A 15,664-nucleotide genomic window follows, 5' to 3' on the forward strand; every position below is an offset into this window, starting at 1 on the left:
TGTTATATTTCTTTTTGGTTCTTTACTATATTCCATATATGTTCTTTTCCCAGTATCTCCGCACAGGTAAAGAGTGTTGTCATTGTTACGCCATGCAGACCGTGCAGCATAAGATTCTGCCCTGTCAGGTACAAGTTTGAAATAGGTGTACGCGGTGAGAGCAAGGTTATCACCGGATCCCTGTAATCTTTACGTAGACCATAAGCAGATCCCTCCGGAGTTAGAGTGTAATCGCGGTAAGTGAGCGGTGTACTGGTATAGTAGCCGGTGATCATATCCCGGAGTCCGGGTATGAACTTTTCAGCAAGTGTGATACATTCATCGGCAACACGTTTCTTCATTGCTTTATATTCATTTCCACGACATCCGACCTTTGTGTGATTCCACTGTTCACACTTATCCCAGGTCATCGGCGTGAGCAAATCCAACTGTTGTAGGTATTCACTGCCATCTTCCGGAATCCGGCTGCTTATCAGTATTCCATTGACCGGACCATCTTCAAGATAGAATGTCCATACATTAGGTTGTTTATAAACATATTGGTTCCAGTTGAAGTATTTAAGACTTTGGCCTTTGAGACAAAGCGATACGGTAAACATACCGAAAGTATTTTCCATACTAGCCAGGCGATTACGATAGATTTTTTTCATCCTATCGCTTTGTTTTACTAAATTACAAGTTGCTGCAGGATGAACATTACTGATGAAAATGCTCCCCTCGTAAGTTTCACCATTAGAACATATAGCATAGACGAGTTTTCCGTTTTTTTCCACTAACTCCTGTACCTCGGTATTACAAATGATCTTGCCGCCATATTTACGGATATCATTAACCAATGAGTTTACGATCAGTGAACCATCGCCTTTCAATCGCCAGCTACTTTCGATGAAGCTACTGTTACCATGAGCGAAAGTAAACAACGGAAGTGATTCTTTTCGTAATTCCATTTTCAGAGAAGTGCCGCTGAGTATGTTTATAAGTAACGGATCATGAAATGTCTCTGTTAAATAGTGATAGGCACTTGTTTCAAAAAGATTGAAAAACTGTGATGGTTTACTGATTTGGGGGTTCAATGCATCAAACTGATGTTTTTCTGCCTGTTTCAGCATATTTACATATTTATTCAGACCATCCCGTTCGGTAGGAAAATCAGCAGCCAATGTCTTGGCAAACATATCATATCCTTCTGCAAAAGCAAAGGTACGCTCCCCTATTGTCACCCGGTCAAAGTGAGGATCAAGGCGTTGCCAAGGAAGATGTAACAAGCCCAAATGTCTGAAAGCTAAATGGAGTGACTGGCCTTCGTCGAGTCCTCCTACATAATGGAACCCGGTGTCGAAAGCTATACCATGCCGTTTGTAGCTAAGAAGGCAGCCACCGGCTTGTGTTCCTCTCTCAAGCAAAAGGACGCTCATTCCGGCTTGTGAAAGAATGTGGGCACATTCCAATCCCCCCAATCCGCTGCCTATGATAATTACATCGTATTTCATTTCGTATTCTTACTGCTGAGTTCTGTCAATAATCATATCTCCTTTGTACTCTATGTATGTTCTGTCCGTATCAACTATTGTTGCAGTGATGGTAAATCCATTGTCTGTAAGTGAGATACCTATTGTCACATTCACTTCCGGACAAACGACAGGTGAAGCAACTGCTGTTAAACGGCATTGCTTAATAGTACTGATCAACAGTTTTTCACCAGTCAACAACATTGCACATTCTTTGATGGTTTGAATGTTACAAACTCCTGGACAGACCGGATTATCAGGGAAATGGCCGCGATAAACATCACAATCGGACAAAAAGACGATGCGGAAAACTGCGTTCAATTCTTTATTGCATATGTCGGTTATTTTATAATATTTATTCTCTAACAGCATGTCAAATATGTAATTCAATTATTTTGCCTAATGAAAATCTTCATTTGCGTATCAGCGATTATCTCATCTTGAAGGCGAGTTTCACCGGTGATGATGGTCACCCCTGCTATTTCTGTTCCAAGAATAATTGTTGTACGCAATTCTGCTCCTATATACGGACGGCGATAACAATGAAATTTTTTTATTTCACCGATGTAACCTACAGGAGGAACAATAGCTCCTGCAGTTATTGCCTTGTGCCCTGCAAAGGCCGAAGCCGACTGAGCAATATGTTCTATAAGCCCTGACTCCGCCAGCAGACCGTCTTCATCTATAAAATAATTGTCGTACCTGACTGTGAGCGTAGTTACGGCTGCATCACCGTTCACATCCAGTACTTTATCGACCATTATGATAGGATCACGTTGCGGTATCAGCCTCTTTATATCTTTATTATCCATTCTGCCCGAAGTGCGATTCTATGTAGTCATAGAGATTATTGAAAGTCTGAATTTCCCGCAAATCAGTTGCCGGTATTTTTATTTTATAGGTTTGTTGAATGATAGCCACAAGATCCACCAGGCTGAGACTGTCTAGCGAGAGCGTATCCTTAACATTTGCATCCGGTGTAAAAAGGTTAGAATCGACTTCAAATTCTTCTGCCAATATAGCATTTACCTGTTTGATAATGTCTTCACGTGTCATAATAATCTATTTTATTTGTTTATTATAAGTTTTTTACAATAAGGGTTGAGTTTGTTCCACCAAATCCGAACGAATTGGAAAGGAATATGTCGAAATGTTTTTCGTATGTTTCCGGTACGACATTGATGGAAGCCATTTTTTCGTCGGGATTTTCAAAGTTGATGTTTCCGGCTATAAAACCGTTCTTCATCATTAGCATCGAATAAATCAATTCACTGGCTCCGGCCATCCACATCTCGTGACCTGTCTGGCTTTTGGTAGAAGTCACCGGCACTTTGTAATCGTCAAATATTTGTGCTATGGCAGATGCTTCCCTGAGATCACCAATACGTGTCGAAGTGGCATGCGCATTGATATAACCTATCTGGCGTGTAGTTATACCTCCATTCTTCAGGCATAATTCCAATGAACGAGCGGGACCGACTACATTCGGAGTAGAGATATGATCTCCGTTACCAGAGAATCCCCAACTTACTATTTCTGCAAGTATTGGTGCACCTCGTTTCACAGCATGTTCGTAACTTTCGAGTATTACCGTTGCAGCACCTCCTCCTGGAACCAAACCATCGCGGTCACGATCGAACGGACGGCAGGCTTTCGCCGGTTCGTCTTCCCGCATGGAGAACGACTGAATACCATCGAACGAAGCAACACTGTATAAATTGGCCTCCTGAGCACCCCCACATATGATGCAATCCTGTAAGCCACTGCATATGAGGGTCTGTGCCAAACCTATTGCCTGCGAACCGGAAGCACAAGCCGCTGAGGCTGTCAGATTGATACCGCGTAGTTTAAACAGGCAGGCAAGATTCATTGACACAGTGGAGTTCATAGACTGGAAAATGGCACCACTTCCACAAGCTGATGTATCTTTGAACTCACGAAACTTGTCTAGTGCATGCATAGTCGCTTCAGCAACAGAATCGTTTCCATAAATAATACCCACCTCGTGACCATCTATATAGTCTTGATCCAGTTTGGCATTTTCCAAAGCCGAACGTGTCGCCATATAGGCATATTGTGCTTCTTCGGGCATGAACTGTCGCAAATTTCGCGGAAGAAACGGCTTGATGTCAGGTAGTTCTATGTTAGCGCATAAAGCGGAACGAAATCCGGCATCCTTACGTTCCTGTCTAAAGATGATGCCACTCTTCCCATTATACAGCGAATCGCGTACATCTTCAAGTGTCTTTCCCAGGCATGACCATATGCCCATGCCCGTTATCACTACTCTTTTTTCCATATTTTTTTCGTTTATAATTTCTTTTTATAGCATCGCCTTCTTTTGGTAAAAGTGGGATGCAGAGGTTTCCATTGTGTCAGTTCTCTGATGTTATCTTCCAGTTGCGGACCTGTTTCTGCCCACTTAAAGTTACATTTATTATAGATCGGTATAAGATCATCAAAAAACAGTGCATTTACACCTAACCCCTGATAATCCGGACGAACTGCCATTAATAAAAGTTCAGCTTTCTCTTCTCTTTTCCATTTCAAGGACCGAACCAAGTGATACCATCCAGAAGGGAAAAGTTTTCCTTTAGCTTTTTGCAGTGCATGTGACAAACTGCCCATTGTTATTGCTACTCCTACAACTTCACCTTCTTCATTTTCGACAACAGGCAACAATTGTTTATCAACCAAAGGCAGGTATCGTTTAATATATAGATCAATCTGTTTGTCAGATAGTTCAGTATACCCGAAAAGAGGTGCATAAGCAACATTCAATAAGTTAAATACTTTTTTTCCGTACCCATGCTCTGATATATCTGTATTCGTCAACTTCCTGACATGCAATCCGAACATCTCTTTTGCCAGTTTGGCTACGCGAGTATATTTTGGAGGGACCTCTTCCGGTACTTCAATACACACTTGTACCCAGTCTACCTCTTTCTCATAGCCTAAAGCATCCATATGTTCGGGATAATAAGGATAGTTATATATCGCAATCATCGACCCCAACTTATCGAAATCTTCAATGAGCATACCTTCCTTGTCAAAGTCAAAAATACCCATCGGTCCCTGTATATATTCCATCCCCCGTTCTTTACCCCATTGTTCCACTGCTTTTAGTAAAGCGGCTGACACTTCCGGATCATCGATAAATTCAATGAAGCCAAACCTGGCATTTTTTCTTTGCCACTTCTCATTCGCATGGTGATTGATAATACCGGCAATGCGACCTACAGGCTTCCCTTCTTCGTTGTATGCAATGAAAGGTTGTATATCGGTAAACTCCAGTCCTGCATTTTTAGACGGATCAAACGTTTCGCGAATATCCATTTCCAAGTCAGGTACATAGTATTGACAGCCAGCATATAACCTGCCTGGAAACTTCACGAAATCGTCCATTTCGCGTTTTATTCCAACCTTTTTTACATTAACAATTTTCATAATGAGAGTAAATTTATGAAAGGTTTATTTAATTCCAAAGCGAGTAAAAATAGCTGCGACTTATCCACCAATATTGAAGAATTTGAGAATATTTCCGGAAAAGTGCAGGAGATATGAGCTCATTTTTTATATCCTAACTGTTTACGAAACTCTTTAGGAGAACATCCCAAATGTGACTTTACATATTTTCCAAAAAAGGAAATATTGGAAAACTCCAGGTATTCGGATATCTCTTTAATAGACTTATCCGTATGTGTTAGTAAATGCTGAATATCGTCTACGACATATTCATTGATCCAATCCATTGCCGTTCTCCCACTGACTTGTTTACTGACTGTTGAAAGATATTTGGAAGTGACAAATAACCTATCCGCATAATAGTTCAGGGTACGTTGTTTTATTTCACTGTTTACCAGTATTTCTATAAACTTCTTAAATAAGATATCACCTTGTTTCATGGAAGTTGGAATTGATTCAACCGTATTATGATCCAGATCCGCCAACAATTCATAGATTGCTGCTTTCACAAAAGCGGTCATGATCTCTTTATGATAAGGCCGTTGGGGAAGCTTCAGTCTTAAACGTATTATCTCAGAGTACAGAGAAAACAATTGTTGACTATCTTCACCTATACAAATGACTGGATTTTGACTGAACAACAGGAACTTATTCCAAATATCACTTCCATTATGAAGGATATTTTGGACAATCCGGGTAGAAAGGCACACAGCATTACCCTTGAAGTAAGAGATGTTTTCATGATCATATAAAATAATATTAGGTCTGCAAATCAAAACTTCATGCGGGTGTAGAGTATAGAATTTGCCATTCAAATTTATATGCATCTTTCCTTCCAGACAAGCCATTATCATAATCATATCTTTCGACAGCTTGATAGATCCGCGTTCCGTCATGTCCTCCAGGTGTTCTATTACAATAATGTCTTTATCGGTATAAGTTATACCCGCATTGATCTTTTCACTGGCATCTACAATATCATTTATACCTACTTGCCGAATTGTATTTTCTCTTTCCATATTTTTCAGATTTTCAACTCTGTGCAAATATAGTCTGATCAAGCTATTCCAATATACTTCATATTCCCCTGAAAGTGTTCTATTTTCCTGATTTTGAGACACTAGAAGCATAACGGAACATTTGTTGCACATTTGAGAACACACAATGCATACATCTTTTCATCAATTTTACAACAAAAAGGAAAAACAGAGATGAGTATGAAAAACGCAAATTTACTTATAGATGTCCATCATCATTATAATCCGTTACCATTGTTGTCGCTGGATGAAAAGATAAAGCAAATAGTCATGAAAGAAGAAATACGTTTTCAAGATATATCTGAAAGCCTAAAGATGATGGAAACATATGGAATAACTAAAAGTATCCTATCCTATCCGGCAAATTTTCCATTATTATCAGATAAAGAATATGCTATCTTGTGCACCCGTATAAATGAGCATTATGCAGAATTAGTGGATAAGTACTTCTGTCTGGGAGCCTTTGCCTCCCTCCCGGTTTCCCGAAATACGGAAATGATGATACAGGAAATGGAATATGCTTTGGATATATTGCATTTAAACGGCGTTTTATTACCTACTTGTATTTCTGGTATATATCCGGGATGCGATATTTATAACGAATTATACAAGGGGCTGAATGAGCGTAAGGCAACCGTTTTTCTTCATCCTGATGTTTGTATGACAAAGACTGAGAAAACGAATAAACATACTTACGAGTTGATAGCCGAAGTAACCAAAGCGGCATGTGAACTTACATTCAACAGAATTATGCATCGGTATCCCAATATACGTTTTATCCTACCCTATGGAGGTGGAAATGTGTCTTTTTTCTTTCAGGAAATGGAATACGGTATCCTTCATTTAGGGAATTATACTTTCGGTCCATCCAAAAATACGACTAATGGTATAGAATCACACTTAAAAAGCTTACATTATGATACCGTATTTTTTGACCCAACGAATCGGATTGATTATTTAAGAAGATTTGCTGATAAAAATCATATTCTATATGGAAGTGATTATCCTTTTACTTCAATAGACAAAATAGAAAAGAATATGAAAATACTGGAAGTTAGTAAATATGAAGACTATAAAAGCATTATTGAATATTGTAGAAGAAATTCTATGCAAATATAGTCTTTATGTGTGACCGCGACAGGATTCAAACCTGTAACCGGCTGATCCGTAGTCAGCTACTCTATTCAGTTGAGCTACGCGGCCAATCTTTCGTGATTGCGAGTGCAAAGGTAGCTATTTCTTTTAAACCTGCAAGTCTTTGCGCTATTTTTTTTCAAATTAATCCAACATTTTTGGATTAAAGATCAGATAACCGATATTCAGCCCGAAGTTGAAATTCTTGGCCGGATAACTATACCCGTTGGCATACAGGCTGATAGATGCAAAAGGCAATTGAAGAACCAGAGCAGCCTCCCCCATATACTTAAATGAATGAAGAAATTTACCATAATAAGGAGCTGCCACATATGGATTTTCACTTTTGACTTCTTTCTTTATTTCATATAATGGTGCAAAACCATATAAGTCCAGCCTGAAATGCAGAAGCTTACTGAATTTATAGATAGGTGAAATTCCGGCAGCAAAATATTGATTCGCCCTGAAAGCTTCGTTGAAAACGATTTTACTATGTGGCGTAGGAGTAAATGCCGGAGCCTGTAAAACCGATGCCGTATAGTTATTCATCAGATTTTTGCTTGACACGACCAATTCCCCCTGGAGTCCCAGATTAAAGCGATTACTTAATACTTCATAATGCTGCCACTCCCCTTTCAGCTGCAACCAACTATGAACTTTTTTCTTGAAGGACCGATTTTCGTTCGTTTGGGATGAAGGATCATAATTCTCCGTTCCTGTGACATACTGTGCAATCAACTGTTGCTTTCGTCCGGATATAGGATACTGTTTTGCATCCAGTGAATTCCGCTCGATACTGAGTGAACCGCTAAATAGATTGTACCAGCCATGATCAAATTTTGAATTTGGGAGCATCATGCTGTTGCTTTGATAATAATAATCATTTAGCTGCCCGTAAGCGAATCCTATTTCTGATTTCGCCCTATTCAGGAATGGAAATCCTAACTTCACTTTTGTATACAGTTCTTTTTGCTGTATAAAGGCCGGCAGAACATCCTCATAGAACAGAGATTGGCTTTCCTGATATCTTTTATCAGAATATACTCCTTCCCAATTAAGATAAGTCGGAATTTTAGTCTGCAAATAAATTCGTCCATTCAGCAATACTCCGCTAAAAGAGTTTCCCACCTGGAAATTGGCATTGACATCCGCAGCAAATCGACCCAGGTATTGATACCCCAGTCCCAAGAATAGTTGGTTTGCCTGATGTGATGAAATATTGCCGCCGAAGCCAACCGTTATCTCTTCTTTCATTTTTACGTCCAGATACAGGTCGAACTTTTTCTCTCTGCGGTTGTAGACCGCATGCGGCATAATCTCCCTGATCTTCGAAGAAGTAAGCATCTTGAAATAAGCCCGCTTAAATTCTTCCATCGAGAAGTCATGATTCATATCACGATGCAACTGCGATTCAATATATTTACGCTGTGATTCGGAAACCCCTGTCACATAGATATTTTGAAAAATCAATGGAGGCAAACTTTCCTTATAAGCAGCCCTTCTCATATTCACTTCTGCAAGCGGCACTCTGCGGGGAACCCTTTGCTTGATTGAATCGATCATACCCATAGTACGTTTATAACCGATATCCATCAGCTCCTTTGCTTTTTGAAAATCCAATAAGGAGACAGTCGGGAAACTGAATTTGATCATCATGCCGTCTTCTTCGGGAACATCATAATCCGTCTTTTGCATGATCATGGTTTCCAACTGGTTGTATGCACTGTTGGATGGTTTATTGTTTCCTCCTGCCACTGTGGAGCCGAAGATGAAATCAGGATGAAAAGCCTCTTTCATCGGACCGACCGGGAAATTATCGTAAATACCGCCGTCAAACAAAGGGACACTATCCTTCCAAATCGGTTGAAAGAAGAAAGGAAAGGTCATGGAAGCACGAACGGCATCCCCTAAGTCTCCATTCTTGAAGATGATTGCTTTCTTATTATAAATATCGGAACCGACACAGCGGAACGGAACGAACAGATTATCAAAATTCCATCCAGCCTTGGCTGTTGCCTGCGAGAAAAGAGCCATAAAAGCCTGATTCATCTGGATCGGATTGATAAGGCTCTGTGGCAAAAAGTTTGCTTTTATCTGCAGGGAGTCGGTCATGTCGATAGAGAAATGACCAAATTCAGGAGTTGGGTCCGGTCGCTTGAAATAATATTTATACTCATTCTCAACCGTTCCCGTCTGCCAGTAACCGAACTCTTCGGACAACATTAATGCCAGCATTTCTTCCGGCGAATATCCCATAGCATACAAACTACCGATAATGGATCCGATAGAAGTACCAGTTATATAGTCGATAGGTATTCCATTTTCTTCCAGCGCTTTTATTACCCCGATATGTGCAGCACCTTTCGCACCTCCTCCACTTAATACCAACCCTACTTTCTGGGCATTGAGCAGTTGCAGGGAGAGCAGAAAAAAGGTTGCCAGAACAGCTACTTTCTTCATAATCACTTTTTCTCTGTTTACATCTTCAAATGTAAAGCTAATTTCTCAAACTACAAGGAGAGTTGATTGTATATTGTGGAAATATTTAGGGGAGTAATTGAAAAATATTATGAAAATCAATAAATTTCAAGAAGTATTTGAAATATAAATGATACATTTGTCAAAATTTGCAAGGGGTAAATAATTATTACAGTTTTATGGGAATGCTTATTTTGATGAATAGTATATTTTTGATGGTAACAGTAGAAACAACCCTATCACTTCTGCTTCTTCTGCTAGTATTTGTTATTATCCTTTTACTGTATAGAAATCAGAAATTAACCCGCGAAAACAATCAGTACAAAAGCAAGCAGGCTGGGGAGCAAATACTGGACGAAACTGTGAAAGAACGCCTTTTCAGCATCGATATCCTTGATAATCTTCCTTTTCCGGTATTTGTCAAAGACATCAATGACGATTATAAATATCTCTATTGGAATAAAGAAGCAGAATTGCGGTCCGGAACCCGGCGGGAAGAAGTTTTGGGACATACGGATTTTGATATTTATGGTGCAGAGAGAGGTTTGAAATATCGTAAAGTCGATGAGCAGTTAGTCAGGAAAGGTGAAAGCTACAAAGCTGAAGAAGACTATGTAACTCCTGACGGTGTCGTGCATAATACGATTGTAAATAAATCTATCATCTCCCACGACAAGAACAGATGGCTTCTGATCGTCCGCTGGGATATTACCCAGATAAAGGATTATGAAAAAGAATTGATCCAGGCTAAAGAAAAACTGGAAGATGCTGCCGATACACAAAACCTGGTATTGAACAGTATAAACTTTGGGTTGATCTATATTGATAAAGAATATAAGGTACAATGGGAATCTACGTCCAATCTACAGGGAAAAGTAAAAGGACGTCGCTATACACCGGGAAAAATCTGCTACGAAACGGTTATGGGCAAAAAAGAACCCTGCGCCCAATGTGCGCTTAGTGAGGCAATCGTAAAAGGGCAGGCTGTTCGTCATGAGTTTTCGGATGGTGAAACCACATTCGAGATCAGCGCGATACCGGTCTTCGACCATTCGGAAACGAACATTCTTGGCGGGTTGATGAAGATTGAAGATATTTCAGACAAGAAGAGAATAGAACATCTGATGTACGAGGTGAAGAAGGCGGACGAAGCGAATCGTTTGAAATCAGCGTTCCTGGCCAATATGAGTCATGAGATACGTACACCGCTGAATGCAATAGTCGGTTTTTCCAATCTACTCATGGAGTCGGATGATCCGGAAGAAAAGCAGGAATTTGCACATATCATATCTACCAATAATGAGCTTCTGCTCCAATTGATAAACGACATTATAGATATGGCAAAGATCGAGTCCGGCTCTTTGGATTATGTATATACGCAGACTGACATAAATGAGCTGATGGAAGAAATCGAAAGCCAGATGAAGCTGAAGAATAAGTCGGAGGAGGTCACTGTTTTGTTTGATCATAAACTTCCTCAATGCGTAATTTATACGGATCGTAACCGTTTGATGCAGGTCATGATCAATTTTCTTACGAATGCGTTGAAGTTTACCTTTAAAGGAACTGTCACCTTCGGATATACATTGGATGAAGCCAGCAAAAAGATTCGTTTTTATGTGAAAGATACCGGTATAGGCATACCGGAAGATAAAAAAGATAAGATTTTCGACCGCTTCGTTAAGTTAAATTCATTCGCACAAGGCACAGGTCTGGGACTTCCTATCTGTGCTATGATAGCCGAGAAGTTCGGAGGAAGTATCGGCGTCGAATCAAAGGAAGGCGAAGGCTCCCTGTTCTGGATGGAAATTCCGGTGCAAAAAACTGAATAAACCTAAAGAAATACAAAGGCTGAGAACTAAAGTGTAGGTTAGTATGTTTTCTTTTTCATACTTTTGCAACCTAAAATAAAAAAACAGCCGATGTCCAAACATTTAATCGTTTTCACAGGTATACTCCTATCTGTCTCTTTTTTATCAGGAAAAGCTCAAAACACAGAGCTATCCGATGCGATCCATAAAGATACTGTTTTTGTAGACGGACAGCAATTGAACGAAAAGCAACTTAAACGCTACTATCGGCAGTTACGAAAAGATTCCATCAGAGCGCATAAAAAAATATGGTGGTCAGTCCTCGGAGGACCGTCTTATACACCTGAAGCATCTTTGGGCGTGGGAGGAGCTGTACTGGCCAGTTTCAGAATGAATAAGAACGATACTCTTTCGCAACGTTCTTTCCTTCCGGCAGGCATCAACCTTTCAATCAATGGCACAGTCGTCGTTGCCGGAGCCGGAACGTTCTTCTTCAATCAAAATAAGTTCCGCATTTATGCCAGCTACGGATACAGGAACGAGCCGGCACATTATTACGGTAAAGGCTACGAAACTATCGAGCATGTGGACAGAAGTGATTCCACCACCCGTTACCATCGAAGTTATTTCCAGCTCTATCCCCGTTTTGTCTGGGAAGTTCGCCCCCACTTTTACCTGGGAGGGTTGTTCGATATAAATTTTACGAATGCCTCAGATATTAATCCGGTAATGGAAAAAGATCCCTATTTCAATCAGTTCAAACGGAAATATCTGAATGTCGGTATCGGCGGACTGATCCAATACGACACCCGTGATGATGTAGCCACACCGACCCATGGTGTATTGCTTAGTGGTAATATAAAAGCTTTTGGCAAATATCTCGGCGGGGCTTACAATTATGAGATACTGGAACTTGAATACCGTCACTTTGTCAATGTGTTTCGTCCCAGAAGCACATTGGCATGGATCGCCAAGAGTCAGATCGGTATGGGAGATGTCCCCTACTCCGAGTTACCTTCTTTTGGTTCGCCTTTCGACCTGCGCGGATATTATTGGGGAAAATACAGAGATAAATCTATGGCGTATGGGATTATGGAGTATCGCCATATGTTCGGTTCACCGGCAAAATACAAAAGCGGGAACTTTTGGGCTAAATGTGGTTTTGTGGCCTGGATGGGAACAGGAACGATCGGTAATACTCCTTTTGACTGGAATAAATGGAAACTGAATTTCGGTGCCGGACTGCGCGTACAAATGCAACCGGGGAAAAACTTCCGACTGGATATAGGTAAGGAACCGGGACTGGATGGAGTGCAGGTTTATATGAACATGACAGAAGCTTTTTAGCGGAATTGTCAAAATAAGGTACTAGTTTAATTATCTGTTAATTACAGTTTCCTCGTAGTTGCCTGACTAGGAAACTCCAGTTCCCTCCGCAGGGAACTACAATTTCCTGCCTGGGAAACTCCTGTTTCCTGCTGAGGGAATTACAGTTTCTTGCTTAGGAAACGGGAGCGATACGGCATAAAAAAACTTCCGCTACCAGCAAGATAACGGAAGTTTTATTTATATTTCAACCAGACTGGCTAGAATGACAACTTCATCATAAAGCGTATACCTTTCGTTTGGATGCCCGGATGATCGCGATAAGTCAAACGCCATACATAATCGAGACGCAGGAACTTAAAGATATTTTCGATACCGACACCGGCTTCCATATACGGTGTATTTCCTAAAGTGTAGGAACCTTCCGGGAACAGATACAGGTCTTTGCCTCCGTAATAAGGATTATTCTTATCCGTCAGGTTTCCCCACATACCACGGAACGAAAGCACTTCTCTCCATTTCAGTTTCTTAATCAACGGCAGGCGGTTCAGGACAAGTCCGTTCATGAAGTAAGTAACATCCCAGGATGCATATTCATCGCTGATGAACTCCATCGCGTTCATATTAGTATAGGATTCCGGCTGAATCGTATATGATAAGTTTGCGTTGGGCAATATCAATAACGGATAAGGAACCTTGTCCCATACTTTACCGGCTTTACCGATAATATCGATGTATCCGAAAGCCGAGAACCAGAAACGTTTCTGGATACCCACGTCCGTACGGTTATAGGTATAATCGGCACCTAAGACACCTTTCCGTGCAGTAATATGGTTCAACGTGATTACCGGAGCATCGAAAGTGATCGGATAACGGTAGTTACGGGTCTGATAGAATTTCTCGTTCGGGGCATAACGGAATTTAAATTCCATTTCCGTCATCGAATAAGATTTAATCGGAGATATGCTGCCATCAGCTTCTATTCTGTCGAAAACGGCATAATCTGTCGAGTATTCTTTCTTATTACGAAGAACCACTCCGTAAGCGATTCCGTTGTAATGCTCGCGATAGTAAGTCAGTTCGGCATTTCTCAAATAAGTAGCACGCGTATCTCTCTGACGTTTCCAGGCCAGGAAGATATTATCCTTGTTGGTATACATATACTGCTGTCCCAGCTGGTTGATATCATACAAATATTCGAAGCGAATGGAATTGACAGGAAACTCTTTACGGTATTCTTTCTTATCGTTAAAAGAATATTCTATCAAGCCGTCATATTTGATTTTTCGGTCCGTAGTACCATAAGCGGCATATCCTTCCAGGAACAATCGTTTGCTGAACGCCGTTGTAGTCGTACCTCCGACACGGAAACGGGCTCCTTCAATGGCATTGCCACTGATGAATGTATTGGCCGGACCGATCTCGAACTTGTTTTTAGCAGGATCGGTACTTGTTCCTATGTAGCCGGAAGTCAGGATAGTTACGACCTTTTCTGTCACATAAAAAATAGGAACCGAACGTAGTTTCGCCATTAGTTTCTCAACCGTATTCTGTTTTCGTTTTCCGGCTTCCTCGGGGCGGTTCAGATCCCAGAAATCTTCCGTCTGCTTATAAGCATCCTGCAAGGTGATGACAGGAGCACTTTCTTTGAATATGCCGTCATCCTTAGGAGGAAGGAAAGAGTGATTGCTGTAAATGTTGAGCCTTCGTGCATACATGCCTTTCGACTTCTCCGTCAGTTTGAAGTCTACATTTATATCGTCTTTAGTAATAATACGTGTTCCGTCTTCTGTCTTTTCAAAGGTCTGTTCAATTGTCATTCCACTGACAAAGTTCAGGTTGATGTTTTTGGGAACATTCAGAATCGCTTTCTTTACGAAATAGGTAGAATCGAGCGTCACAAACAAGTGTCCCGTAAAACCAAAGCCTTCGGATACGAAAGGAACGAATCCCAGGTCCACACATTGCTGCCCGTTTACTTCCAGCGTATCGAGCAAGTAATACTTATAGAAATTCGGTCCCATGCTGGACAGCGGACTTACAAAACGTTGCAGGAAGAGAGGAATATCGTTTTTGAAGATATCTACTTCACGGAACACTTCGCCCAGGAACTGCTGCATACCGTCACGTGAAAATACTTCATCTACACCGGCCGACTTAGCTCCTAGCACGACTCTTTTCTCTACTTTCGGGTCTTTACGGTAGAAAACACCTTCGACCTTTTCTTTCTCGGACACCGGCAAGATAGTTTTTCCGATATCCAGTGTGTCGATATAGTCGATCAGGAAGTCGAATTTGCTGGCTTTACCATTTTCTTTCTTGGGCTTCGGTTGATAATCGTTCATAGCGAAAACCATCTTCTCGTATTGACTGTAACTGAAGTAATCGTGATTGCGAGGATCATTACTCTCACGTGAATCGATCACATGCTTCACGAAAGCAACGGCCGGATTCTCTTTCTTACTGTATTTTTCTTTTTTAGGCTTGACTATGACTTCTGAAATAGCGTAACTGGAAGGAGCTAAAGCTACTTTAAAGTAGTTCTTCTTTCCTACAGCGACTTTAAACTCTTTCTCTTCGTATCCCAAATAGGATATGGATAAAGTTTTGGCATTAGATGATGTTGTTAATGTAAACTTACCATCATCGTCTGTTGTTGCCCCAATGGTTGTACCCTTCAGTATGACTGAAACATATGGTAACGTTTCTCCCGTGATAGAGTCCGTTACAATTCCGTTTATTATAGTGTTCTGACCCTTTGATGCGATTGCTATCAAAACAAATGTCAGAATAAAAACAATCTTTTTCCCCATTATATATTAACTCCCTCGTTAAACTCCGCAAAATTATAACAGATTCTTTTTTCTGAATGTTCCAAATTGAACCGATTATATTCCAATTGACT

General features: G+C 40.6%; 12 protein-coding genes and 1 tRNA gene. 3 read left to right on the forward strand and 10 right to left on the reverse strand.

The window, feature by feature from the left end; genetic code table 11:
- Positions 1 to 2: 2 nt before the first annotated feature.
- The 7 genes from DXD68_RS01265 to DXD68_RS01295 form a co-directional block, all read right to left on the reverse strand.
- Positions 3 to 1,490, reverse strand: coding sequence for a phytoene desaturase family protein (locus DXD68_RS01265; protein WP_122359952.1), 1,488 nt, complete (start codon positions 1,488 to 1,490; stop codon positions 3 to 5).
- A 9-nt stretch (positions 1,491 to 1,499) separates the two neighbouring features.
- Complete coding sequence (locus DXD68_RS01270) at positions 1,500 to 1,880, reverse strand: beta-hydroxyacyl-ACP dehydratase (RefSeq protein WP_122359953.1); 381 nt, start codon at positions 1,878 to 1,880, stop codon at positions 1,500 to 1,502.
- A gap of 14 nt (positions 1,881 to 1,894) precedes the next feature.
- Positions 1,895 to 2,320, reverse strand: coding sequence for a beta-hydroxyacyl-ACP dehydratase (locus tag DXD68_RS01275; protein ID WP_122359954.1), 426 nt, complete (start codon positions 2,318 to 2,320; stop codon positions 1,895 to 1,897).
- Positions 2,313 to 2,564, reverse strand: a complete 252-nt coding sequence (locus tag DXD68_RS01280) for an acyl carrier protein (RefSeq protein WP_122359955.1) — start codon at positions 2,562 to 2,564, stop codon at positions 2,313 to 2,315. The genes DXD68_RS01275 and DXD68_RS01280 overlap by 8 nt, the downstream gene beginning before the upstream one ends.
- A 22-nt stretch (positions 2,565 to 2,586) precedes the next feature.
- The gene (locus DXD68_RS01285; RefSeq protein ID WP_122359956.1) at positions 2,587 to 3,807 is read right to left on the reverse strand and encodes a beta-ketoacyl-[acyl-carrier-protein] synthase family protein; all 1,221 of its coding nucleotides are present in this window, start codon (positions 3,805 to 3,807) and stop codon (positions 2,587 to 2,589) included.
- Positions 3,808 to 3,818: 11 nt separating this feature from the next.
- Entirely contained in the window at positions 3,819 to 4,955 is a 1,137-nt protein-coding gene (locus DXD68_RS01290) for an N-acetyltransferase (protein WP_122359957.1), read from the reverse strand.
- A 119-nt stretch (positions 4,956 to 5,074) separates the two neighbouring features.
- On the reverse strand, positions 5,075 to 5,992 hold the full coding sequence (locus DXD68_RS01295) for a helix-turn-helix domain-containing protein (RefSeq protein WP_158585839.1): 918 nt from the start codon (positions 5,990 to 5,992) through the stop codon (positions 5,075 to 5,077).
- A gap of 198 nt (positions 5,993 to 6,190) precedes the next feature.
- Between DXD68_RS01295 and DXD68_RS01300 the strand changes: the two genes are divergently transcribed.
- Positions 6,191 to 7,129, forward strand: coding sequence for an amidohydrolase family protein (locus DXD68_RS01300; RefSeq protein ID WP_158585840.1), 939 nt, complete (start codon positions 6,191 to 6,193; stop codon positions 7,127 to 7,129).
- A gap of 10 nt (positions 7,130 to 7,139) precedes the next feature.
- Here the strand turns inward: DXD68_RS01300 and DXD68_RS01305 are convergent.
- Both DXD68_RS01305 and DXD68_RS01310 read right to left on the reverse strand, forming a co-directional pair.
- Positions 7,140 to 7,213 (reverse strand) — tRNA-Arg (locus DXD68_RS01305).
- A gap of 75 nt (positions 7,214 to 7,288) precedes the next feature.
- A complete protein-coding gene (locus tag DXD68_RS01310; protein ID WP_122359960.1) occupies positions 7,289 to 9,604 on the reverse strand; it encodes a patatin-like phospholipase family protein in 2,316 nt (771 codons plus the stop codon).
- Positions 9,605 to 9,819: 215 nt separating this feature from the next.
- Between DXD68_RS01310 and DXD68_RS01315 the strand changes: the two genes are divergently transcribed.
- Both DXD68_RS01315 and DXD68_RS01320 read left to right on the forward strand, forming a co-directional pair.
- Positions 9,820 to 11,454 (forward strand): ATP-binding protein, encoded by a 1,635-nt coding sequence (locus DXD68_RS01315; RefSeq protein ID WP_233576959.1) that lies wholly within the window; start codon positions 9,820 to 9,822, stop codon positions 11,452 to 11,454.
- Positions 11,455 to 11,544: 90 nt separating this feature from the next.
- Positions 11,545 to 12,780, forward strand: coding sequence for a BamA/TamA family outer membrane protein (locus tag DXD68_RS01320; protein ID WP_122359962.1), 1,236 nt, complete (start codon positions 11,545 to 11,547; stop codon positions 12,778 to 12,780).
- Positions 12,781 to 13,019: 239 nt separating this feature from the next.
- Here the strand turns inward: DXD68_RS01320 and DXD68_RS01325 are convergent, their stop codons facing one another.
- Positions 13,020 to 15,572 (reverse strand): DUF5686 and carboxypeptidase-like regulatory domain-containing protein, encoded by a 2,553-nt coding sequence (locus DXD68_RS01325; protein ID WP_122359963.1) that lies wholly within the window; start codon positions 15,570 to 15,572, stop codon positions 13,020 to 13,022.
- Positions 15,573 to 15,664: the final 92 nt, after the last annotated feature.

The organism is Parabacteroides sp. TM07-1AC (genome assembly GCF_003480915.1).
GTDB classification, from domain to species: domain Bacteria; phylum Bacteroidota; class Bacteroidia; order Bacteroidales; family Tannerellaceae; genus Parabacteroides; species Parabacteroides chongii.